A 23,172-nucleotide genomic window follows, 5' to 3' on the forward strand; every position below is an offset into this window, starting at 1 on the left:
TCCAAATCATCACATCTCAAAGCTTATTCTTGCTGTACAATTAATTCAACTAAAGTTCTAACCATAACGCCAGTAGCTCCCTTAGGCTCCCAGCCTCTGCTCGAATCCAGCCATGCAGTTCCGGCAATATCGAGATGCACCCACGGCAATCCTTCGGCAAAATGTCCAATGAACAACCCGCCTGTTATCGTACCGGCATATCTTCCACCGCTATTTTTCAAATCTGCTGCATCGCTTCTAATCTGCCGCTTATATTCCGGATAAGAAGGAAGCTGCCAGATTCGTTCGCCAGCTCTCTCTGACGCAAGCTGCACCTGTTTGTAGAGCTCGTCATTGTTTGTAATGGCGCCCGTTGCGTGCGTACCCAAGGCTACGGATACGGCACCAGTTAAAGTTGCCACATCAATCAGCTTCGTTGCTCCCCTTGTAATTGCGGTCGTAAGTCCGTCTGCCAGCACTAATCTGCCTTCAGCATCGGTATTCACAATTTCAACGGTATGGCCGCTCATCATGCGCAGCACATCTCCAGGTTTAATCGCTCGGTCCGAAGGCATATTCTCAGCTGTCGGAATGACTGCGATGACGTTGATTGCTGGTTTCAGCTCTCCAATGACGCGAATAGCACCCAGCACAGCAGCAGCGCCGCCCATATCGGAAATCATATCCTGCATGCCTTCCGCTCTCTTCAAGGAAATACCGCCCGTATCAAACGTAATTCCTTTTCCGATTAGTCCCCATGCCTCTTCTGAATTTGGATTGCCTTTATAGTGAATAACAATCATACGCGGTGGATTTATGCTGCCTTGTCCAACGCCTAATAGACCGCCCATCCGCTGCTCAGCCGCGCTCCACTCGTCAATGACTTCAATTTCCAAATCAAGCTCACGCGCTAATTCCTCTGCATGATACGCCAACCGTTCTGGCGTAAGATCATTACCAGGTAAATTCGTAAGATCTCTTGCTAAAATGACCCCTTCAGCATACAATCGGCCTTTTGTTATCCCTTGTGTCCATAAAGCGGCTTCCTCTGCGGATGCAGCTGCTCCCTGTGGTACGAGTGCAACCTCCTTCAGCGAAAATCGCTCCGCTTTCTCCCGTTTTAACGGCTGTCGATCATGAAGCGCGAGCAGCAAGCCCTCAGTCAGCGCCTGTGCAGTTGACTCCACTCCAAGGTTTTCGGCTGGCCCTTCAACAAGTGCATCAGACAGTAGTACTTGCACATTTACCGCCTGTAATTTTTTCAATGCTTTGGCTGCAGCCGCTGCTGCAAGCCTCAGGCTCGTAGCTCCGCCATCCTGATCAAGGCCAACAAACACGATATGAGACGCAGGATACAATCCAAGCGTCGGCATAATCTCCGTTTGCTCCGAATCCGCTTTAAACAATCCTTTAGCATAACGTCCTCTAAGCGCTTCATCGATTTGCGGCTGTACGATCGGGGTAGCTGCATCTGATTGCGTCAACTCTTTTTTACTGACAAAACGAATAACCGCATCTACATTTGCTTGCTCTGTACCGCGAACCCCGTATGTAAATTGAATAGTCATTATTATTTCCTCGCTCTCCAAATGGATTTGCCTAACCGAATCCATTTCATTTGAATCGTTTCAATCGCTTTTTTCAAACTCATTATACCTAAGCGTTCTCCTCTTTGCCATGTTTATAATTGCAGACTTGTCACTTAGCTAACATGATATGAAAAAGCAAAATACTCCCCGCCCACGATTGGGGGAGAGCATCCGATTCAATTCAGCTAAGCCAATCCTTTTGTAGTGAACATTAAGCTAATGGCAGTGTCAGAATAAATTCAGTCCCTACCCCTAATTGACTATCCACTCTAATCGTACCATTATGATTGCGAACAATTCTGTAGCTTACCGATAAGCCTAACCCTGTACCCGACTGCTTCGTCGTAAAGAAGGGGTCAAACAATCTGCTCATCGTTGCTTTGTCCATGCCTTTTCCATTATCCTTAATAATAATTTCGGCAAATTGTCCATTTCCACGCGTAATAATATCAATAAGGCCTCTACGCTCGCTCTGAACTTCTTCAATCGCATCGAGTGAATTTTTAATAATGTTCAAAATAACCTGCTTCACTTGTTTAACATCAATCGAGACGAGATGCTCTGAGCAGTAACACTCCGCTTTAATTTCGCAATTCCGCATCAAAGCTTCACTTTCGGTCAGAAGCACAACCTCTTTTATTAAATGATCGATAGACACCAATTGTTTCATTGGTGCTGATGGCTTGGACGAATTTAGAAATTCATAAATGATATCATTTGCCCGGTCGATTTCCGTTAAAATAATACGAGCGTATTCTTCTTTGCCCACTTCCAGTAAATATGGCCGCAATAGCTGAATAAAGCCGCGAATGCTTGTCAACGGATTACGAATTTCATGTGCAATTGCAGCAGCAATTTTCCCAAGCATGGCAAGCTTGTCGTTTTGCAATGCCGTCTGCTCAATTTGCTTATATTCAGAAACATCCTTCACGCTAATTAAAAAATCACCGTCTAACTGATCACCGTATGTAACCGTTACCAATAGATGTTTACCATCTTTGTGTTGGAACTCATAATACTTGCTATGCATGAGAAACATTTCTTTGTAGAGTCTAAGAACTGTTCGCTTCGTGCTGCTAGTAAGCCGCCGATGTCTTAATATTTCCTTTATCGTACAACCAATTAATGTTTTCCGAGGGATGTCGAGCAGCTTGGCCATTTGTACATTAATAAACGATAAAATTCCATCACTATCAAACAAAGCAATTCCGCTGTCCATGTGCTGCAAAACATTTTCATACTTATTTTTGACTCGTTCAAAGGAGCGGTTGGACCTGAAAAGCATCTCTCGCATTTCAGTGAATTTTTGCTCCGTTGATCTCTCTGGCTGCAAACGAAATCGGCAAGCAACCATAATCTCCATTAGAAAAACAAAGGAACGATTATATAATCGCACAGCCTCCTCCGAGTCAACATTTGCAGCCAAAGACTGTATGCATTCCTCATGTACGGCAATAATTTCTTCAGGGTTTATTCCGTAAAGCTCCTTGCCAAGCTCGTTAGCATGGAATAATGATACTTCCTTACCACTCCGAATATACTCGGCAAGCGCCGGGAAATAGCGCTTTCGAATGGCCAACATCTTGTACTCCTCCCCGGCAGCATCTATAAATAACGGTTACAGTTACTACTAATCATAGGGCGAGTTTACAATCGCTGTCAATCGGAAATCCTGTCGAATTATGCACCGTAAATAGGCAAAAAGTCTGCCCGAAAGTCATCTAGGACTTTAGCCTACTGCATTCATTTCCTGCTATTTGTTCATTTTTATATCGGAAGTCTAATCATTATTGTTGCTCCCCCGACTTTTATACCATCTATCCCAATCATGCTTCCATTCCTTATTTTTTTTATCATCATATCGATTTTTCCAATTATCATTTTCTTGCTTGCCTTGATGACTGTTTTCGTTATTATTGCGATTATTGTTGCTATCATTGCGATCTCGATTTCGATCATTGTCATCATCATTATTATTTCGATCATGATTATGATTGTTATTATTTTTGTCGTCATCGTTATGATCGTTTTTACCGCCGCTCGGCATTGTAGGCTGAACTGGCTTCGTTGGTTTCCCTGGCGTAATTACCGGCTTGTTGCCCCATGTCCCGTTTTTATTTGGCTTATTAGTTGCGTTGCCTTTATTTACTCCGCTAACGACAGGCTTATTTGGTTTTTCCACTTTTACAGGCTTGTTTGCAGTTGGAGTCGTAGTCGGTTTAATCGGTTTCGGTTTCGTCTTTGTTTCTTCCTTTTGCTGCTTAACCTTATCCTCTTTCTCCAGTGCTACCAGCTTCTTGAGCTTTTCTTTGCTCGTATCTCCCGCATTGCTTACAATTGTCTTTACTCCGCCGATAGACGCTGTTGCCTGATCGATGGATTGCTTTTTCAATTGCTCCAATTCGATACTGTAGCCTTCATCCTTTGCCATTAAATATACGGCCATCTTGCCTGAAGAAATACCATTTATAGCTGCTTCCTCACGCACCTCATTAGGCAGCGACAACGTTGTAATTGTAGCAGTTGCTGCTTCTGCTTCAAGCTGAGCGAGCAGCATTTTCAGTTTCTCGTCGACTTTTCCCGTCAAAATATTCTCAAAATCGCCTTTACTCGCAAAATTGTCGTCTAATAAAACACTCGTAATAAAAATATCCTTGTTTGGCGTATCCAGATAATGTGAGCCTTTAGCCCTCTCCAAAATAGAAGCAGCAACCTCTTCCACATGAATACCTGCGTATTTGAGCCCTTTAATAATGACTTCTCCATCTTCATTAAGTGCGCGAAGCTCACGTACTTTCTCGTTTTCATCGACGCCTAGCTCTACGCTTGGATTAATATCCATGCTCACGTAAGCAACTACGGATTGTGAGTCTCTTTGCATGAAAAATAAAAGTGGAACAAACAGAATCAAAATAAGAGCGGCAGCACTCCCATACCAATAAATCGGCCTCTGGATGACGCGCTTCTTAAACTCTTCTTCGAATGTCACTTCTTCTCCGATTTGTGTAGTTCCCTGAATAGGGGCCTGCAAAAATTGACCGTCTGCCGTCATCACAACTGCATACTGCTTATGAATGCTCATAACGACTCCACGTTTCATTTGCTTGCCTCCTTATTCTCGACGATGCGCTCATCGGATATATGTAAATAATCATGCATGTAAGGGTATGTCCCAGAAATGATTAGTGCGATAGCAATAATATATTTTCGATTTCTTTCCACCGTTTTGCGGGAAACGCCGCACATTTCGGTCAGCTCTTTTACAGCCAACTTATTTGTTTGCCTTAAAGAATCTAATAAATCCGTTTCACTTACGAGCGTTTGCGCGATACCAATCAACAGCTTTCTTGAATCGGTATGCTTGGGAGAATTGTCTACCAATTCTGCAAAGGAAATGCCAAATCGCAAAAGCTCTTGATTAAGCTCAGTGATCTCAAGCCTTCTCTCGTCCTCTGTGCGCTTCATTTCAAATGCAGTCATCGCTTGTCTTGTCTCGACTGAATTATATTGAGGCTGCTCCTCATCCTCTGAGTCGAACATACTGTAAGGCACAACCTGAGAATGCCTCTGTTCTTTCCGGACATGGTCAATAAGCCGACGACGAATGACGGTTTCAGCAAATCCGAGAAATGATTTTCCAGCACTGCTGGAAAATTGATTGATGGCTTCATTAAAAGCGAGCAGCGCTATGCTGAATTCATCATCTCGACTCGGATCGATATACCGTTTACAAAATCGACTTGTAACTTTCATTATATATGGCTTATAGTCTGCTATGAACTGCTCACGCAGCAGCTCGTCACCTTCATGAATATGAGCAACCCATTGTTCTGGAGTGAGCTTCTGCTCATCCTCTGCTGCTTTGGCAGAAACAGACTTCCGCAGAAAGCGTTTGAACAAAACAAGTAACAACCGCTCCACCTCACTATTAGTATGATTCGTTTCTGTCTGCCCGGTTTCGGGGGGTACATTCTGAGAAAATCTTAATTTTCATTTAAAAGCATCTTTAGTCCCCTTTATATCGCCAAAAAACCGTTGATTGAGAAACAAACGAATTTAATAAAATTACAAAATGATACATTTTTATATGATCAAAATAAAGAAAAGCCCCCGTGAAGGAGGCTCACCATTCATGTTTAAAAAACTAAACGGAAGTACGGCGTTGACGGAGCTTATTCCTTCTATTGTTAAGCATCCCTAGACGCTTCTTAAGAACAAGCTGCCATTCCGTATCCTCAATTTGCTTAGCAAAGCTTAGCAAATCAAGTGCCATATCGATTTGACTGTGGACAACATCCATTGGATCCTCATTCTCATGGTTAACACAATTCTCAAGCAGCGCCTTGCCTTCTTGCTCTACGTACTCCTGAAAATCAACTTCAGCAGCACCGTCGCCATGTGCATATTCGGCTAGTATCTCATATTCATTTTCGATTAAATAATGAATATCTACACGGTGACAGACAGGACAAAACATAATGGGCACATTGTGAATATGCGTCCGAATATGCTTAAGTGTACCTTTTGTTCCAATCATACTAGCTCCACAGCAAAAACTCATTGACGACTCCTCCTCAAAGGTTTACGCAGTAAACCTATCTTCGTAAGCATCATCTTAGGTTTGCACAGCAAACCTATCTTCAAAACCATCATCTAAAGTTTGCGTTAACAAACCTATCATTTTTTATTATCTGTTGCTAAGTATACCATATTCGCTCTGCATGGACGAAATTCCTGCTTTCTCCTCACATTATCCGTATCGCTATGTAGACAAAAACAAAACCCGTACCATTAAATGGCACGGGTTTTGTTAATACTGCTATTCGAAATATATTATTTCGATACCAAAGTTTGTTGACCTGGTTTCCAGTTGATTGGGCAAAGACCACCGGATTGCAAAGCTTGCAATACGCGAAGAGTTTCGTCTACGCTGCGGCCAACGTTGTTGTGGTTAACAACTTGATATTGTACTTCGCCTTCTGGATTGATGATGAATAAACCGCGAAGAGCGATACCTTCTTCTTCAATCAATACACCGTAGTCACGAGCTACGCTTTTCGTAATATCAGCAGCAAGAGGGAATTCTAGTTGACCTAGACCATTATCGTTAACCGGCGTGTTGATCCATGCACGGTGACTATGTTTGCTATCAATGCTGACACCAAGAATTTCTGTGTTCAAGCTTTTGAATTCAGCTGCAGCCATGCTGAGTGCAGTAATTTCAGTTGGACATACGAATGTGAAATCTAGTGGGTAGAAGAACAATACCAACCATTTTCCTTTATAATCTGCAAGTGATGCTGTACCGAAATCTTTACCGTCACCTGTTGCTGTTTCCATTGAAAAATCAGGGGCCTGACGGCCTACCAAACGCTCTGCCATAATAGAAAACCTCCTTGACCTATCCATAAATTTTATTGTTTATGTCACTTCGTCTGTGTGACTTACCTAGTAAATAGTATCACTAGTTTATAAACAAGTCAATATTATAATTAATATTTATTTATAATAATTATAATCTAGATGCTATTTTCTTAGAGCAGCTACGATCAAATCGCCCATTTCTGTTGTGCCAATTGCTGTGCTCTTATCAACAGCAATATCACCTGTACGGTGGCCTGCATCAAGAACTTCTTTCACCGCTGCTTCAATTGCTGCAGCAGCCTCGTGGTAACCAAATGTAAGGCGGAACATAAGCGCTACGGAAAGGATTGTTGCAATTGGGTTGGAGATGCCTTGACCCGCGATGTCAGGTGCTGAGCCGTGTACCGGCTCATACAAGCCGAAGCTGCCTTCGCCAAGCGATGCAGATGAGAGCATTCCGATTGATCCAGTCAGCATTGCAGCTTCATCACTAAGAATGTCGCCGAACATATTTTCTGTTACGATGACATCAAAGCTCGAAGGACGGCGAAGCAATTGCATTGCACAGTTGTCAACAAGCACGTGCTCTAGCTCTACCTCTGGATATTCAGGAGCGATCCGGTTTACCACTTCGCGCCATAGGCGGGATGTTTCTAGTACGTTTGCTTTATCAACAGAAGCAAGACGTTTGCCGCGAGTCATAGCGATATCGAATGCTTGACGAACGATGCGCTCGATTTCTTGCACGTTGTATACGCATGTATCAACCGCTTCTTCGCCGCCAGCGCCTTCACGACGGAATTTCTCGCCAAAGTAAATACCGCCAGTCAATTCACGAACAACGATGAGATCCGTGCCTTCAAGCACTTCTGGCTTCAAAGTTGAAGCTTCTTTCAAGCAATCGAATACGGTAGCTGGACGAATGTTTGAGAAAAGGCCAAGTGCTTTGCGAATACCTAGCAAGCCTGTTTCTGGACGAAGTTCCTTGGAGTTGTTGTCCCATTTTGGTCCGCCTACTGCGCCAAGCAATACTGCGTCTGCACCTTTGCAAAGGTCAAGTGTTTCTTGCGGCAATGGTGTGCCTTTCTCGTCGATTGCAATACCGCCGAACAAGCCGTGTTCTGTTTCGAATTTGTAGCCGTAAAGCTCTTCGGTTTTTTTGAGCACTTTAAGCGCTTCGCCAACTACCTCAGGGCCGATACCGTCGCCGGCAATAACTGCAATTTTTTTAACTTCTGACATAATAATGTAACACTCCTCGTTTTGAGTTAAACTTGTCCATTCAACGTTTTCAAAAATATAAGAATTTATAAGTTTGTTAGCTTATAAAGGGCTTATATTTCACCATCAAAGCTACTTCAGCATCCAAAGGACGCCAAAGGCGTTTTTGCTTGGCGAATCCTGTTGAAAAGTTCAAGTCTACACATTCATTCTCATTCTATTATCATTTGTACCATAAAAACGAGTTGATTACCAAGATATAAAATCTATTTACTCTATAGGCTGTAACTATAGAGTCGCTGATTATCCCTTTTTTGAAGCTATATCTATCAAAGAACAAAAAAACAGTCCGCCCAAAGGTTATACTCTGGCGAACTGCTTTCTTTTTAGATTAGACTCATCTTATCGCGGCGGCCTGGCGTCTTGCGCTTCTCGATCAGCCGATTAAGTGCATCGATGTATGCTCGCGCGCTAGCTTCAAGAATGTCCGTGCTAAGTCCACGTCCTTGAGCAGAAACATCATCCTGCTTTAGTACAACATGAACCTCACCTTGCGCATCCTTGCCTTGCGATACGGATTTGATCGAATAATCTTCAAGCTCCACGACTTCCTGTGTCACCTTGTCGATCGCGTTATAGATGGCGTCTACGGAACCGTTGCCGATTGCCGCTTCATCTATGACCTCACCCTCCGCTTTACGAATCCGAACGGATGCGCTTGGCGTAGATTGATTGCCATAACTGACTTGGATCATTTCTAATTTGAATACTTCCGGCGTATCAATGAGCTTCTCTTCAAGCAGAGCAAGAATATCCTCATCACTTACGGTTTTCTTGCGATCTGCCAAATCTTTAAATTTAGCAAATGCAGCATTAACCGCTTCGTCCTCAAGCTCATAACCTAGGTCGATCAGCTTCTCACGGAACGCATGGCGTCCTGAATGCTTGCCAAGCACCAGCTTGGATTCCTTCAGTCCGATCGTATCTGGTGAAATGATTTCATACGTCGTTTTTTCTTTCAGCATGCCATCCTGATGAATACCAGATTCATGCGCGAATGCGTTGGCACCAACAATTGCTTTGTTGCCTGGAACGACCATGCCCGTCAGCTTGCTGACAAGGCGGCTCGTCTTGGCAATTTCTTTCAGGTTCAGCGTCGTTTGAGCTCCGAAGTAGTCCGGACGCGTAGCAAGCGCCATTGCAATCTCTTCGATCGCTGTGTTACCTGCGCGCTCCCCGATACCATTGATCGTACCCTCAACTTGATCTGCACCATTCAAGATCGCTGCAAGCGAATTTGCAGTCGCCATGCCGAGATCATTGTGACAATGTGCGCTCAGCTGAATTTTTTCGATATTCGGCACATTTTCCTTCAATACCTTGAAGATGTTCCCAAATTCTTGCGGATTCATATAACCGACCGTGTCCGGAATGTTTACGACCGTTGCTCCCGCTTTTATGGCCATCTCGACGACCTGACACAGAAAGTCCAGCTCTGTACGTCCTGCATCCTCTGCTGAGAATTCAACTTTGTCAAAATATTGCTTTGCATACCGAATGGCACGCTCTGCCGTTTCAAGCACCTGCTCCTTCTCCATCCGCAGCTTGTGCTTGCGGTGAATCGGACTTGTAGCAAGAAATACGTGAATGCACGGATCCTGTGCGCCGATAAGCGCTTCACGAACAGCATCGATATCCTGCTCACGCGAGCGTGAGAGTCCGATAACTGTAGCATTTTTAACTGCTCGTGCTACCGCATTAACTGCAGCAAGGTCTCCCGGAGACGCAGCAGGGAAGCCAGCTTCCATGCGGTCCACTCCCAGCCTTTCAAGCTGAAGGGCAATCTCTACCTTTTCCTTCGTGTTCAGGTTAACCCCAGGAGATTGCTCTCCATCACGAAGCGTTGTATCGAAAACATATATTTTCCGCATTTGTGCAATGCACCTCCGTGAACAAAATGATCCCGGTGCGCTCGGACCACATGGCGATACTACGTGCTCATCGTCAAACGATCCGGCGAACCGGGATATTTTCCTACATTCTATCTTTTATTACTTCTTGATCCAGTGCATCAATTCACGAAGCTGTGCGCCTGTTTTTTCAATCGGGTGAGCAGCTTCATTACGGCGAGTAGCTGTAAGCATTGCACGGTTCGATTGGTTTTCCAAGATGAAGTCACGAGCAAAACGACCGGATTGGATATCTTCCAATACACGTTTCATTTCTTTTTTCGTTTCTTCAGTAACAATGCGAGGACCAGTTACATAATCGCCGTATTCAGCTGTGTTGGAGATAGAATCGCGCATGGACGCCATTCCGCCTTCATACATCATATCAACGATCAATTTAAGCTCGTGCAAGCACTCGAAGTAAGCCATTTCTGGAGCGTAGCCAGCTTCAACAAGCGTTTCAAAACCAGCTTTAACTAGTGCAGTAGCACCACCGCAAAGAACGGCTTGCTCACCGAACAAATCTGTTTCTGTTTCTTCTTTGAAAGAAGTTTCGATAACGCCTGCACGAGTACAGCCGATACCTTTAGCATATGCAAGACCGATAGCTTTAGCATTGCCAGTAGCATCTTGCTCAATAGCGATTAGTCCAGGAACGCCAAAGCCTTCTTGGTACGTACGGCGAACCATGTGACCAGGAGATTTTGGAGCTACCAAGAATACATCTGTATCTTTGTTCGGAACGATTTGTCCGTAGTGAATGTTGAAGCCGTGGGAGAACATAAGAGCCGCGCCTTTTTTCAAGTTAGGAGCGATTTCATCATTGTACACTTTCGCTTGTGTTTCATCAGGAAGCAAAATTTGAACAACGTCAGCCACTTTAGTTGCTTCAGCAACTGTAAGTACTTCGAAACCATCTTTTTTAGCAACGTCTGCGGATTTACCAGGACGAAGACCAATAACAACTTTCAAGCCGCTGTCGCGAAGATTTTGTGCTTGAGCGTGACCTTGGCTGCCGTAACCGATAACTGCAATTGTTTTACCTTGTAGTACGCCTTGATCAGCGTCTTTTTCATAGTACATTGTAACTGCCATATTAATAATTGCCTCCTTTAGTTTAACCCTTTTGAGCGGGTGTTTAAGCAGAGAATGACCCTTAAGCAGCGGTTCTCCCCTTAAACTCCCGCTCAAAGCGGGATGTTGAATGATGAACTCTTATTACTTGGAATTGCCTCTGTTTAATGCTGTTACTCCTGTGCGCGACAGTTCACGAATGCCATACGGTTTAAGCAGTTCAACCATAGCATCGATTTTTTCAGTGTCCCCTACTACTTGTACCATAAGCGAATGAGTGCCAATGTCAACAACCGCTGCGCGGAAAGTTTCAACAACACCTAAAATTTCCGGACGAGATGCTGGCTCTGCATTCACTTTAATGAGTGCAAGCTCGCGGCCAACCATCGGATTTGAGCTAAGATCAATGACCTTAATAACGTCAATCAGCTTATATAGCTGCTTCGTTACTTGCTCGAGCGTATGATCATCACCAGAAGTGACGATGACCATACGCGACAAGCCTGCTTCTTCGCTGGAACCAACCGTTATGCTTTCAATGTTGAAGCCGCGGCGTCCGAACAGACCAGATACGCGCTGTAGAACGCCGGGCTGATCGTTAACGATTACTGCGATCGTGTGTTTTTTCATTCCGCATCCCCCATGATCATTTCGTCGATGGTGCTTCCTTGCGCTACCATTGGGTATACGTTCTCTTCTTTGCGAACGACGAACTCAACAACAGCTGGACCAGGATGGCGTAATGCTTCTTCCCATGCGGCACGAGCTTCTTCTTTGTTCGTTGCACGGAAGCCTTTAACTCCGTAAGCTTCTGACAGCTTCACAAAGTCTGGGCTACCTGAGAGATCAATATGACTGTAGCGGTTGTCATAGATAAGCTCCTGCCACTGTCTTACCATACCGAGCACCTGATTATTGATAATTACTACCTTAACCGGAATGTTGTTAATTGCGCAAATTGCAAGCTCTTGCGCACACATTTGCATCCCGCCGTCACCATTAATGGAAACGACTACGCGATCCGGATTCGCCATTTGAGCGCCGATAGCAGAAGGGAATCCGAAGCCCATAGTGCCTAGCCCTCCGGAAGTAACCCATGAACGAGGCTTGTTGAACTTGTAATACTGAGCAGCCCACATTTGATGTTGACCAACGTCAGTTGTTACAATCGCATCGCCATTCGTTGTCTCATGGATCAGCTCTACAACCCACTGCGGCTTAAGCTCAACGTCAGAATCCGTATAGCTGAACGGATATTGCTCACATGAAGCTTTGAGCTTCGCACGCCAATCATCCGCTTTGTCTGCACGTTTCGCGAGCTTATTCACAATTTCAAGAACAGTCTTTACATCACCGACAATCGGGATGTCTGTTGGTACGTTTTTGCCGATTTCCGCTGGATCGATATCGATGTGTACGATTTTCGCCAGTGGAGCAAAGCCCGCAAGCTTGCCGGTTACGCGGTCATCGAAGCGAGCGCCAATATTAATTAGCAAGTCTGCGCTTTGAATCGATTTATTAGCCGTATATGTGCCATGCATGCCTGGCATGCCTAGGAATAAATCATTGCCGCTTGGGAAAGCTCCCAAACCAAGCAATGTTGTTGTAATTGGTATTTGCGTTTTAGTAACGAATTCGAACAGCTCTTCATGTCCGCCAGAGTAAACGACTCCGCCGCCTGCTAGTATTAACGGGCGCTCCGCTTGTTCAATCGCCTTAATCAGCTTATCCACTTGATTTTTGTTAGGCGTAACTGTCGGGTTGTAACCACGGATGTTAACTTCTGTTACTGGCTTGAACAATGTCTTAGCCGCTGAGATGTCCTTCGGAATATCGATCAATACTGGACCTTTGCGCCCCGTGTTGGCAATATGGAATGCTTCGTGAATAATACGAGGCAAATCCTCAACGTCGCGAACCAAGTAGCTGTGTTTAGTGATTGGCATTGTGATTCCCGTAATGTCTGCCTCTTGGAATGCATCGCTGCCAATCAGGCTGGAGATGACATTACCGGTAATAACAACTAGTGGTACGGAATCCATATATGCAGTTGCAATTCCCGTCACGAGGTTTGTTGCACCAGGACCTGATGTAGCGATACATACGCCTACTTTGCCGCTTGCGCGGGCGTAACCGTCTGCCGCGTGAATCGCGCCTTGCTCGTGCCGTGTTAGTAAATGATTGAAATCGGGGTTTCCGTGCATCGCGTCATAAATGTACAACACTGCTCCACCTGGATAGCCGAACACACAATCTACACCCTCAAGCAATAGACTTCTTAGCAAAATCTCCGAACCAGAAATAACCTCAGGTTTCGAAATTCTTTCCTTCATTTCCTCTTTTGACTTCAGTGTTGCACCTTGCGTTATCATCAGTCATCCTCCTCTCAGAAAAAACAAAAAAACCTCTCGTTCCTCATGCTCCAATACGAAGCAACGAGGGACGAAAGGTATATCTTCCGTGGTACCACCCAAATTCGTTACACATCTCCCGATGTATAACCTCTACAAGTAAGAACGTCATGCATATACGTTCTACCAATGGCACTGTAACGCTTGCCCTGCGATTCCCCCTAATAGGCAACACATGGTTGCTTTTCAAGGAAACAGCTCCGAGGTGAGCTCGTAGAAAAGGGATTTTGGCGATGGTTGCAGCTAATCCATCCGCTCTCTGTTCAAAAGGGCCCTAAGCACTTCGTCCTCATCAATGCTGATTTTGTATTTACCACATGGTACGAATACCAGTACGTGGTAGATAAGACTTTCCTTATTATATGCCGTGAATCTCCGTTCGTCAAGAACCATAAACAACTCTTGTTGTAAAATGTATTCGGCGCAATCCTTTAGCGCGCTACATATACTAGTTTAGCCCTAATGCGGCAAATTCATGCTGCGTCCCAGATCCATTTGGCGCGGTAGAAATGGAATGATGAGCATGATTCGTATTTATGAGCCTAGGTATGATCAAGCCGAAGTGGTTCGCCTCATTCGCAATGAGCTTATTCCCTTATCCCATACGGTACACCAACATGATGCGCAAACGATTCGAGAGCTCCCTAAGCGTTTCCGTCGCGGTGTTACTTTTGTAGCATCCTTATCTAAAAAAAGCCCTCCAGTCTCCTTCATCCATTTTGAAGTGATGGGTGAGGTGCTTTATTTAGATATGATGGTCACGCATCCTGATCATCGGAATAGACAATGGGGCAGAAAATTAATAGCTCATAGCGAAGCTTACGGCAAAACGCAGAATTGCAAAGTCGCCAGGCTGTTTGTCGATCAGGTTAATGGTAAAGCACATCAACTCTATAGTAAGCTTGGTTACTATACCGTCCAATACTATCCTGAGCTGCGCTGCTACGAATTACTTAAACCGCTCACCCCGCTATGATTACTTAATTGCCATTAAAAACCGTTGTAGCCCTGGTTTCCATAACCGCCGTAGCCAGCATTACCGTTATAACCAGCATTGCCACCATAGCCACCATAGTTGCCATTGCCGTATTGGTTAAAATTGTTGTTGCAGCAGTTGCCGCCGCCGCCGTAGCCACCGCCAAAACCACCACCAAAGCCGCCGCCCCATAAAGGAAGCGTGCCGATGGCAAGAAGGTCAAACAATACGAGAGGCAAAATTGCTTTCGTTTGCACGAGCTTGCCTTTGTCTTTTTCGAGTGGAGCGACGATCAGTTTATTTTGGTGTACCCGAACGAGCTTGCCAGTGACGACAGAGCCGTCAGGACGTACTGCATAAATGGATTTGCCGACCAGTTTCCGTACTTGCTGTTTGGAAACGTTACGCATGCGAAATCCCTCCCTTCCCGTTGTCCTACAGCATATTCGCGGAGGGTGGCATCCGTCTGTTTATTTGTCCTCTGCTCCAATAAATGTGCGCATGTCGGTTCATTTACGCAAAAAAAAACGCAAAAAAGGCTGTCCAAAAATCATCGATTAGATGACTTGGACAGCCCTTATATGCGGTCAACGCCTAAGCGTTAATTTTTTCTTTTGCAATGCCAGCAAGCGAGTTGAATGAAGTCATATCGTTAACTGCAAGGTCAGCAAGGATTTTGCGGTTTACTTCTACGCCCGCAAGTTTCAAGCCGTGCATGAATTTGTTGTACGAAAGTCCGTTAATACGAGCTGCCGCGTTAATACGAACGATCCACAGTCTGCGGATGTCACGTTTTTTGTTGCGACGGTCACGGTAAGCGTACATTAGGGACTTACCAACTTGCTCCTTCGCTGTTTTAAACAGACGATGTTTCGAACCGAAATAACCTTTAGCTAGCTTTAGAATTCTTTTGCGACGACGAGTGCGGACAAAACCGCCTTTAACTCTTGCCATGAGTGGAAACCTCCTGTAGGTTGAATTAGCTTATTTGGTGTAGCTTATTATTACAAGTTAGCAAGGCCTTGTTTCAAACGACGAACATCGCCAGCAGCCATAAGCGGTTGGCCAGCAAGTACGCGTTTTTGACGACCGGATTTGTGTGAAAGCAAGTGGTTACGGTAAGCTTTGTAACGTTTTACTTTACCAGTTCCAGTAATTTTAAAGCGGTCTTTCAGACTGCTGTGAGTTTTCATCTTAGGCATATCAGTTATCCTCCTTAAAGTTCTTCATCAGTTGTTAGCTGTTGGTTTTGGGTGCCAAAATCATAATCATGCTCCGGCCTTCCAGCTTAGGAGCGCGCTCAACGCTGCATAATTCGGCAACCTCTTTTGAAAGACGATCCAAAATCTTTTGGCCTAAAGATGCATGAGCAATCTCACGACCGCGGAATCTTACGGATGCTTTCACTTTATCGCCTTCATTGAGAAACTTAACAACGTTACGAAACTTCGTTTGGTAGTCATTTTCATCAATGTTCGCACGGAACCAAACTTCTTTAAGATCAACGATCTTTTGGTTTTTGCGTGCTTCTTTTTCTTTCTTCTGCTGCTCATAACGGAATTTTCCGTAGTCCATGATGCGGCATACCGGCGGTTTAGCCGTCGGTGCGACGTTCACCAGGTCCAAATTCAGCTCGATAGCAAGCTGCATAGCATCGCGAATGGATTTAATACCGATTTGCTCGCCTTCAGCGCCTACTAAACGCACTTCTCTGGCCCGGATTTCATCATTGATTTGATGTTCTCTGCTAATAACGTGCCACCTCCAAAAATGGTTTGTTCATGTCTCCACGCAATAAAAAAATGCGGGTTCGCTCGAACCCGCATCTCATAACCGTACATGTATGTCAGAGCATCACTTCAGTTGAAATGATGGAATGACTAATCGATTATCGCGAACCAGCCAGCCTGAGCCGAAAGGTGAGAAGCGGGTGCTTCTGCTTGTGCGTATTAAGTTAGTTGTAAATGTTACCGTGTTACTATACCATGGCCTACAAAGCCTTGTCAACAAGCGATTACACTTGTTTGCTTTGAACTTCTTCAAGACGGATGACGCGTGTATGCTGGGTATGACTCCACTTTTTGTTGTTTTGCGTGAAGAATGCATGCACCGTTATCGGCCACCATGACAAGGTGAACAATAGAAAGGTCGGAATCCGCAAATATAGCTTCCACGAAACTTTAGCCATATACATGGATAAAGGTATTTGCACAAAAATATATGCCATGTACGGAATGCTTAGCCAAATTGGAAGCAGGTTGTACACGGAGGTGACGTTATCTCCGCCTGACAGCAGGATGTCTCCCCAAATGATCGCTGCAATAAAAAATCCAGCCAAATAATTATAAGCATTGAACACATAAAGGGCCGCATCAATCTTCGTCATGCTGCGATCCTTGATTCCCTGCCAAAGCAGAGGAAGCATATGTTTACGAGTAACATCAAAGTGTCCTTGCATCCAGCGAAGCCTTTGGCGAGCTGATGCTTGGAACGTAATCGGCTTCTCGTCGAACACCTTTGCCTCAAAGTTGAACTTCGGATAAATTCCGCGTTTAATGCAGCGGACTGTAAATTCTAAATCTTCAACCAAGCTTGTAGCTCCCCAGCCCATTTCCTGAAGCAGCTTTGAATCAAAGCACATGCCTGTTCCACCTAGAAAGTTGGCAAGGCCAAGATTTGTACGCGGAAGCTGCCAAAGCCGGTTGCAGAACCAGTAGTTAATTGCATTTGCTGAGCTGACCCAAGAATCATTTGGATTTTTTGTATCCAGGTAGCCTTGAATAACTCGGAATCCATTGCTCAAATCATTGTTCATGTACTGCAAGAAATCAGTCGCTACAAGGTTATCGGCATCAAAGATCGCTACGCCGTCGTAGCTCTTTGGCATAGCCCACAACTCTTTAAGCATCCACTCAACTGCAAAGCCCTTGCCGCGTTGATTTGGATTTTCACGAACACATGCATATACTCCATCATAACTATTTACAACATCGACTGTACCATCGGTGCAATTATCGCAAATTACAAAAATATCATAAAGCTCCCGTGGATATTTCATTTTTTGCAAGTTTTCAATCAGTGCCCCAACAACCTGCTCTTCGTTATGAGCTGCTATCAGCAGTGCGAATGTTTTTTTCGGTGCATGAGAAAGATCTTCTTTTTTACGCCGCCATCCGAAAAACGTTAAAAACAGCTGATACACACCTAGCAACGCAAATAGAATTTGAACCACAAACATAATCGTATTGAACATGCGGCATTACCCCTTTAGACCCCATTTTTTTTGCTTTTTTTCAGCATCCACCCGTGGCTGCCGTAAGCTTTTTATTATATATTTTCTCTTTGTATGAGTGTTTCTCTGCAAACACTCTCGGACCATAATTGATTCTCCACAGAAACAACTTCTTTGTCAAAAGTTGAATTAGTCTTCATTGCGCTTAATCTCGGCAGAAAAACGCTTGCATTGCTCACGGATGAATACATTACCTCCTTTTACGACGACTCAGCCTTATTTTCAACCAATTGCTAAGTTTTTAGCACTAACGTCCTTATTTACGTTAAAATGTGTGAAAATGTTTCTTAAATCGAAATAGGTCTATGTGACGAACAAGTGAACGAGAAAGTTCCGTTCCGACATCTTTTGCGGTTTCGACAGACCCTGTCACAACCGCGTGGAATTTGTCCATTACAGTTTTACCATCAAATGCACATTATTAAACAGTAATTTGAAATCAATATTTATTCCCTGTATTTGGAGCGAAAACAGGATACCGATAGACGCATGACAGCGCATTCTCATCAGGCAGCACCCATGGAAAGCAAGTTAGTGCTATAATACTTACTTATCCTTAATATAGGGACAAGAAATAGTTTACGCTCAGCGAACAAAAACATGCTAAAATTAAGTCTGGAATTGATAAATGTTATAGAAGTAAGCCACCGTTAGGAGGATGACAGCGATGGAACGAATGATAGGCTGGCTGAAAACGAGTGAGCAAAGATTATTGATTTGGGCAAACCGGAGACCTTCAGGGAGAAAAAGACATCGAATTCTGGGGAAATGGTTAAGCACGGTCACACATATGGGCGGCGCAACCTTTACGCTCGCAACCGCCCTTCTATATGCACTACTTGCACCTGCTCCTTGGAGCCTTACTGGGTGGCAATGCTTAACTGCGGTCGTCATAAGCCATTTGCCAGTAGCAATTGTAAAGCGTAAATTCAAACGACTTCGACCTTATCAAGCGCTGCCTGATGTAAATACATGTCATAAGCCGCTTGTCGATTCTTCATTTCCATCCGGACACACAACAGCGATCTTCGCATGGCTAGTCCCTATATTGCTGACTAGCGGGATATGGATGACTCTGCTGGTGCCGCTTGCGTTAATAATTGGACTATCCGTTGGATGGTCAAGAATGTATCTAGGGCTGCATTACCCATCTGATGTTGCAGCTGGCGCACTGATCGGAACGATAACAGCTTTGGCAGTCAATTATTCCTGGGTATCGTCTGCAGTAGGACTAAATTAATTATCCTCATCATCCGAATCATTCGATACGGATTCTGATGCCTCAGCTTCCTCTTTAAGCGACTTCTCATGTTTCGCTTCACGATGCTTCCGAATAGCCTCGGAGCCGATAACGGCTTCAACACGATAAATATTTTGTCCTTTTTCCATAAATTTCATCTCATATTCCGTAAACACAAGGTCCTCTCGAGGGCCTTCTTTGTGTAAATGAAGCGAAATATTGCGCATGATAAGTTCCATTTCCGCGAAGCTGTTCAATGAAAACTCAAACAGAGATTGTGAATCCGTCTTAAAATGGATTTCGCCGCGCTCGTTAAGCAGTTCAATATACTTGGCAACAAGTCTTGGATGCGTTAGTCTTCTGCGCGCATGCTTAGCCTTTGGCCAAGGATCGCTAAAATTCAGATGGACACGTTCAAGCTCACCCGGAGCAAACATCGTCTCGATTCCTTCAATATTAGCGCGAAGCAGCGCAAGATTGGGCGGATGAGACTCCCCTTTTTGCTCCCATACGATGCGTGCCTTCTCGCTTGCGCGGCGAAGAAGCTCATCATACATGTCGACACCAATAAAATTGATGTGCGGGTAGCGAGCACTCATTTGACTAATAAAACGACCCTTGCCCATGCCAAGCTCTACATATATAGGCTGGTCGTTGCCAAAAAACTCACGCCACTTGCCTTTGTGCGGCGCAGCATCGAGCACGACTAGCTCCGGCTGACCCTCTAAACTTTCACGAATACCTTTTCTTCCTCTTAAACGCATATGCAGTGATTCCTCCATTTATCGTAGACGATGCAACGAATAGACTAGTCCTTATTGTGCCCAAGAAATTGAGCAATGTAAAGAGGATAGAAAAAAGCCGCAGCCAATTATTGGCGATGCGGCTTGCTTATCATGTCATTGGATGTATAGTCGTTACAGCAAAAGCTGATACGGAATCGGAGCGTTCTCTTTCTGCTCACGCTCGTATGTTCCCACTAATACTTCATTCAACTTCTTGCGAGCGGAAATTTCTACACCATGATTATTGTGAAAGCGGACGCCTGTAAGCGCCATCAATTCTTTTACAGTTAGCTCAACAGTTACAGTATCGTCGCCGTGCGGGATTTTGGTTACATTATTCATCTCTAATCACCTCATCGATTTATTAGTAAGAGTATTTCCATTTAATCGACGTTTCATGAATGCAGGTGCATATGGGCTATGTTAGGTTTATTTGTTGTTTTGTCGCACTTTTAATATAACACTTCATGTAAGGTTACGCAAGTCTAAAAACACCCATTTCAAAAAATATTTCCAATTAAAGCGTTTTCCGAACATTCAATATCTATTCGCATGACAAACGTGGCTTTTCCACTCGTTTTTCGCTAAAATATAGGGTGTAGGTCTTAAATGAAGGGGAAAACGATGATTAAATTATCAACATCGCAACAGCAGCAGCCACTGCTTTGGGGCGATAAACGATTTCATACATGGAATTACGAAATGCATGAGCAGTTGGGAGGCAAGGTATTCAAGGTTACGCTTGATGCCGGCTTCACTTGCCCAAACCGTGACGGGTCCATTGCAAAGGGCGGCTGTACATTTTGCAGCGCTCGCGGCTCTGGTGATTTCGCGGGCAGCAGGCGGGACGACCTCGTTACACAATTCAATAAAATACGGGACCGTCAGCATCAGAAATGGCAAAATGCGCAGTATATTGGATATTTCCAAGCTTATACAAATACGTATGCGCCCGTTGAAGAGCTAAGGGAATATTATGAAGTCATTTTGCAGCAGCCTGGCGTTGTTGGTTTGTCCATTGCAACACGACCTGATTGCTTGCCCGATGATGTAGTCGATTATTTGGCTGAGCTGAATGAACGAACCTATCTTTGGGTGGAGATGGGACTTCAAACCGTGCACGAATCTACTTCAGAGCTCATTAACCGTGCACATGATACAGCCTGCTATCTCGATGCCGTAAAGCGTCTTCGGGAACGCGGCATTCGTGTATGTGCGCATATCATTTACGGTCTTCCTCAGGAAACGCATGAAATGATGCTTGATACAGGTCGCGCCGTCGCCAAGATGGACGTGCAAGGCATTAAAATTCATTTGCTTCATCTCATGCGCAAGACGCCGATGGTACGTCAGTACGAGGCTGGTCTGCTTCAATTTCTTGAGCAGGATGAATATGTGAAATTGATTGTTGATACACTTGAGTTTCTGCCGCCAGAAATGATCGTGCATCGCCTTACGGGAGATGCGCCGCGTGACCTGTTGATTGGTCCGATGTGGAGCATGAATAAATGGTCAGTGCTGAATGCCTTCGACGACGAGCTTACGCGCCGCAATACGTGGCAAGGCAAGTTATGGCAGCAGGAGGTTTAGCGAAATATGGGGTTTCTATCAGTCCTAAGCATGGCTCACAAATGGATCAACGAGCGTACCTCGCCGGGTGACATCGTCATTGATGCTACTGCCGGCGGTGGTGTAGATACACTTGCGCTTGCCGAGCTTGTTGGACCTAACGGCACAGTATATGCCTTTGATATCCAGCAGGAGGCGCTTGATCGCACGCAAGAGCGCCTTTCTTCCCTTCAAAATAACAATAAGCTTCCCGATATTAAACTTGTGCTGAGCAATCACGCAAGTATGGCTGAGACTGTTGATCCTTCTATTATCGGACAAGTCTCAGCCGTAATGTTCAATCTCGGTTATTTGCCGGGAAGCGATGATCTCACGATCATAACCGAGCCTGCAACAACACTGGCTGCGCTCGATGCAGCTATAATGCTGCTGCGTCCTGGAGGTATCGTGACCTGCGTTTTGTATCCAGGGCATCCTGGCGGTGCTGAGGAAGCCGCCTCCGTGGAATCATGGGCAGAGCAGCTGCCTCAAAGCCTAGCGCAGACCGTTATTTACAGGCAGACCCAGCGCAAGGCTGCCCCTTACCTTATTGCGGCAGAGAAGCGTCCAACTGCTCGTTAATCTTTTGCAACGCGTTGACCTTACAGCTCTTTAAAGCCAATTGCTCTGAATGTTATTTTTTAGCTGAAGTAGAACGACATACTACCGATATGGGAGAGATAAATAATGACAGTAAAACCTTATCCATTACAATTTAAAGCAGAAATGAAAGAACGTATTTGGGGAGGACGCGCACTAGAAGGTTTTGGCCTTGAAATGCCTGAAGGCTCAATTGGCGAAGGCTGGATGATCAGTGATCACCCTAACGGCATTACAAAAGTAATGAACGGCGAGCTTGCTGGCGTTGGACTTGACCAAATTCGTGAAACTTACGGACCTGTATGGTTTGGCTCACAAGGCTTTTCCGAGAAAAACGGACGTTTCCCGCTCCTTATCAAGCTGCTCGATTGCAATGATGACCTATCCATTCAAGTCCATCCAACGGATGCATACGAAGGGCTGCCTGAAGGCGAGCTTGGCAAAACAGAAATGTGGTACATCCTCGACGCTAAGCCAGGCGCAAAAATCATCTATGGCCTAAAAGACGGCATTGACCGTGCGGCGATGGAAGCAGCAATCACTGAAGGCCGCATTATGGACGCGCTTCAAGAAGTGACTGTTGAAGCCGGTGATGCATTTTACATTCCCGCAGGAACCGTTCATGCTCTCTGCTCTGGCGTTGTTGTAGCTGAGATTCAACAAAACTCCGACACTACTTATCGCTTGCATGACTACAATCGCCTTGGGCTTGATGGTCAGCTGCGCGAGCTTCATATCGAAGATTCTCTTAATGTCATTGCCTATGAAGGCGCAGGCGCTGAGCGGATGAAAACAGACAGCGCAGTAGCTGGCCAGTGGCTGACCATCGCTTCTTCTCCTTACTTCATCGTTGAGAAAGGTATCGTAGCCGCTCCTTGGAAGCTGTCCACATCGCTTGATAGCTTCGTTATCCTTGTAGTTGCCGATGGTGAGGGACAAGTGAAATGGGCGGATGGCGAGCAATCCGTTAAAGCAGGCGAGTGCTTCCTCCTTCCCGCTAATCTTGGCGACTATGAGCTTTCCGGCAGCATGACTGTACTTCGCAGCATTGTACCTGCTTCTGTTTAATTTCATATTTTCAAAC

General features: G+C 44.9%; 23 protein-coding genes and 1 other annotated feature. Of the genes, 5 read left to right on the forward strand and 18 right to left on the reverse strand.

What is annotated here, in order from left to right; all coding sequences use genetic code 11:
• Nucleotides 1-23: 23 nt before the first annotated feature.
• From AB4Z50_RS12340 to ilvB, 11 genes are all read right to left on the reverse strand, one after another.
• On the reverse strand, nucleotides 24-1,547 hold the full coding sequence (locus AB4Z50_RS12340; RefSeq protein WP_441879198.1) for a leucyl aminopeptidase: 1,524 nt from the start codon (nucleotides 1,545-1,547) through the stop codon (nucleotides 24-26).
• A 232-nt stretch (nucleotides 1,548-1,779) separates the two neighbouring features.
• A complete protein-coding gene (locus tag AB4Z50_RS12345; RefSeq protein ID WP_076268001.1) occupies nucleotides 1,780-3,150 on the reverse strand; it encodes an ATP-binding protein in 1,371 nt (456 codons plus the stop codon).
• A gap of 198 nt (nucleotides 3,151-3,348) precedes the next feature.
• The gene (locus AB4Z50_RS12350) at nucleotides 3,349-4,668 is read right to left on the reverse strand and encodes an anti-sigma-I factor RsgI family protein (protein ID WP_441879200.1); all 1,320 of its coding nucleotides are present in this window, start codon (nucleotides 4,666-4,668) and stop codon (nucleotides 3,349-3,351) included.
• Nucleotides 4,665-5,489, reverse strand: a complete 825-nt coding sequence (sigI, locus tag AB4Z50_RS12355) for an RNA polymerase sigma factor SigI (protein ID WP_441879202.1) — start codon at nucleotides 5,487-5,489, stop codon at nucleotides 4,665-4,667. Before sigI ends, AB4Z50_RS12350 begins: the two co-directional genes overlap by 4 nt.
• Nucleotides 5,490-5,712: 223 nt before the next feature.
• Nucleotides 5,713-6,129, reverse strand: coding sequence for a hypothetical protein (locus tag AB4Z50_RS12360; RefSeq protein ID WP_076268004.1), 417 nt, complete (start codon nucleotides 6,127-6,129; stop codon nucleotides 5,713-5,715).
• A gap of 272 nt (nucleotides 6,130-6,401) precedes the next feature.
• Nucleotides 6,402-6,950, reverse strand: a complete 549-nt coding sequence (locus tag AB4Z50_RS12365; protein ID WP_076268005.1) for a peroxiredoxin — start codon at nucleotides 6,948-6,950, stop codon at nucleotides 6,402-6,404.
• A gap of 144 nt (nucleotides 6,951-7,094) precedes the next feature.
• Nucleotides 7,095-8,174, reverse strand: a complete 1,080-nt coding sequence (leuB, locus tag AB4Z50_RS12370; RefSeq protein ID WP_339207563.1) for a 3-isopropylmalate dehydrogenase — start codon at nucleotides 8,172-8,174, stop codon at nucleotides 7,095-7,097.
• Between the two features lie 365 nt (nucleotides 8,175-8,539).
• Nucleotides 8,540-10,084: a 2-isopropylmalate synthase gene (locus AB4Z50_RS12375; protein ID WP_076268007.1), complete on the reverse strand. Its 1,545-nt coding sequence runs from the start codon at nucleotides 10,082-10,084 to the stop codon at nucleotides 8,540-8,542.
• Between the two features lie 120 nt (nucleotides 10,085-10,204).
• A complete protein-coding gene (gene ilvC / locus AB4Z50_RS12380; RefSeq protein WP_076268008.1) occupies nucleotides 10,205-11,197 on the reverse strand; it encodes a ketol-acid reductoisomerase in 993 nt (330 codons plus the stop codon).
• Nucleotides 11,198-11,320: 123 nt separating this feature from the next.
• Nucleotides 11,321-11,806, reverse strand: a complete 486-nt coding sequence (gene ilvN, locus AB4Z50_RS12385; RefSeq protein ID WP_076268009.1) for an acetolactate synthase small subunit — start codon at nucleotides 11,804-11,806, stop codon at nucleotides 11,321-11,323.
• On the reverse strand, nucleotides 11,803-13,548 hold the full coding sequence (ilvB, locus tag AB4Z50_RS12390; protein ID WP_441879206.1) for a biosynthetic-type acetolactate synthase large subunit: 1,746 nt from the start codon (nucleotides 13,546-13,548) through the stop codon (nucleotides 11,803-11,805). Before ilvB ends, ilvN begins: the two co-directional genes overlap by 4 nt.
• Before the next feature lie 514 nt (nucleotides 13,549-14,062).
• On the opposite strand from ilvB, the gene AB4Z50_RS12395 reads away from it, so the two are divergent.
• Nucleotides 14,063-14,563, forward strand: coding sequence for a GNAT family N-acetyltransferase (locus AB4Z50_RS12395; protein ID WP_083681944.1), 501 nt, complete (start codon nucleotides 14,063-14,065; stop codon nucleotides 14,561-14,563).
• Nucleotides 14,564-14,577: 14 nt separating this feature from the next.
• On the opposite strand, the gene AB4Z50_RS12400 is transcribed toward AB4Z50_RS12395, so the two are convergent.
• The 5 genes from AB4Z50_RS12400 to AB4Z50_RS12420 form a co-directional block, all read right to left on the reverse strand.
• On the reverse strand, nucleotides 14,578-14,973 hold the full coding sequence (locus AB4Z50_RS12400; RefSeq protein ID WP_441879209.1) for a hypothetical protein: 396 nt from the start codon (nucleotides 14,971-14,973) through the stop codon (nucleotides 14,578-14,580).
• A gap of 184 nt (nucleotides 14,974-15,157) precedes the next feature.
• On the reverse strand, nucleotides 15,158-15,517 hold the full coding sequence (gene rplT / locus AB4Z50_RS12405; RefSeq protein WP_054028358.1) for a 50S ribosomal protein L20: 360 nt from the start codon (nucleotides 15,515-15,517) through the stop codon (nucleotides 15,158-15,160).
• A 50-nt stretch (nucleotides 15,518-15,567) separates the two neighbouring features.
• On the reverse strand, nucleotides 15,568-15,765 hold the full coding sequence (gene rpmI, locus AB4Z50_RS12410; RefSeq protein ID WP_076268012.1) for a 50S ribosomal protein L35: 198 nt from the start codon (nucleotides 15,763-15,765) through the stop codon (nucleotides 15,568-15,570).
• Between the two features lie 34 nt (nucleotides 15,766-15,799).
• On the reverse strand, nucleotides 15,800-16,297 hold the full coding sequence (gene infC / locus AB4Z50_RS12415; RefSeq protein ID WP_144376751.1) for a translation initiation factor IF-3: 498 nt from the start codon (nucleotides 16,295-16,297) through the stop codon (nucleotides 15,800-15,802).
• Nucleotides 16,298-16,353: 56 nt separating this feature from the next.
• Nucleotides 16,354-16,511 (reverse strand) — a sequence feature (ribosomal protein L20 leader region).
• 66 nt (nucleotides 16,512-16,577) lie between these two features.
• Nucleotides 16,578-17,816 (reverse strand): glycosyltransferase family 2 protein, encoded by a 1,239-nt coding sequence (locus tag AB4Z50_RS12420; RefSeq protein ID WP_076268014.1) that lies wholly within the window; start codon nucleotides 17,814-17,816, stop codon nucleotides 16,578-16,580.
• 706 nt (nucleotides 17,817-18,522) lie between these two features.
• Between AB4Z50_RS12420 and AB4Z50_RS12425 the strand changes: the two genes are divergently transcribed.
• Nucleotides 18,523-19,095, forward strand: a complete 573-nt coding sequence (locus AB4Z50_RS12425; protein ID WP_076268015.1) for a phosphatase PAP2 family protein — start codon at nucleotides 18,523-18,525, stop codon at nucleotides 19,093-19,095.
• Here the strand turns inward: AB4Z50_RS12425 and trmB are convergent.
• Nucleotides 19,092-19,859: a tRNA (guanosine(46)-N7)-methyltransferase TrmB gene (gene trmB / locus AB4Z50_RS12430; protein WP_076268016.1), complete on the reverse strand. Its 768-nt coding sequence runs from the start codon at nucleotides 19,857-19,859 to the stop codon at nucleotides 19,092-19,094. The genes AB4Z50_RS12425 and trmB overlap by 4 nt on opposite strands.
• A gap of 153 nt (nucleotides 19,860-20,012) precedes the next feature.
• The gene (locus tag AB4Z50_RS12435) at nucleotides 20,013-20,222 is read right to left on the reverse strand and encodes a hypothetical protein (protein ID WP_076268017.1); all 210 of its coding nucleotides are present in this window, start codon (nucleotides 20,220-20,222) and stop codon (nucleotides 20,013-20,015) included.
• A 282-nt stretch (nucleotides 20,223-20,504) separates the two neighbouring features.
• Between AB4Z50_RS12435 and AB4Z50_RS12440 the strand changes: the two genes are divergently transcribed.
• The 3 genes from AB4Z50_RS12440 to AB4Z50_RS12450 all read left to right on the forward strand — a co-directional run bounded on the left by AB4Z50_RS12440 (nucleotide 20,505) and on the right by AB4Z50_RS12450 (nucleotide 23,156).
• Nucleotides 20,505-21,470: a TIGR01212 family radical SAM protein gene (locus AB4Z50_RS12440; protein ID WP_441879213.1), complete on the forward strand. Its 966-nt coding sequence runs from the start codon at nucleotides 20,505-20,507 to the stop codon at nucleotides 21,468-21,470.
• A 6-nt stretch (nucleotides 21,471-21,476) separates the two neighbouring features.
• Entirely contained in the window at nucleotides 21,477-22,070 is a 594-nt protein-coding gene (locus AB4Z50_RS12445) for a class I SAM-dependent methyltransferase (RefSeq protein WP_441879215.1), read from the forward strand.
• Between the two features lie 105 nt (nucleotides 22,071-22,175).
• Nucleotides 22,176-23,156: a type I phosphomannose isomerase catalytic subunit gene (locus tag AB4Z50_RS12450; protein WP_076268019.1), complete on the forward strand. Its 981-nt coding sequence runs from the start codon at nucleotides 22,176-22,178 to the stop codon at nucleotides 23,154-23,156.
• Nucleotides 23,157-23,172 lie beyond the last annotated feature (16 nt).

The organism is Paenibacillus sp. 2TAB26 (assembly GCF_052115145.1).
Lineage (GTDB): Bacteria > Bacillota > Bacilli > Paenibacillales > Paenibacillaceae > Pristimantibacillus.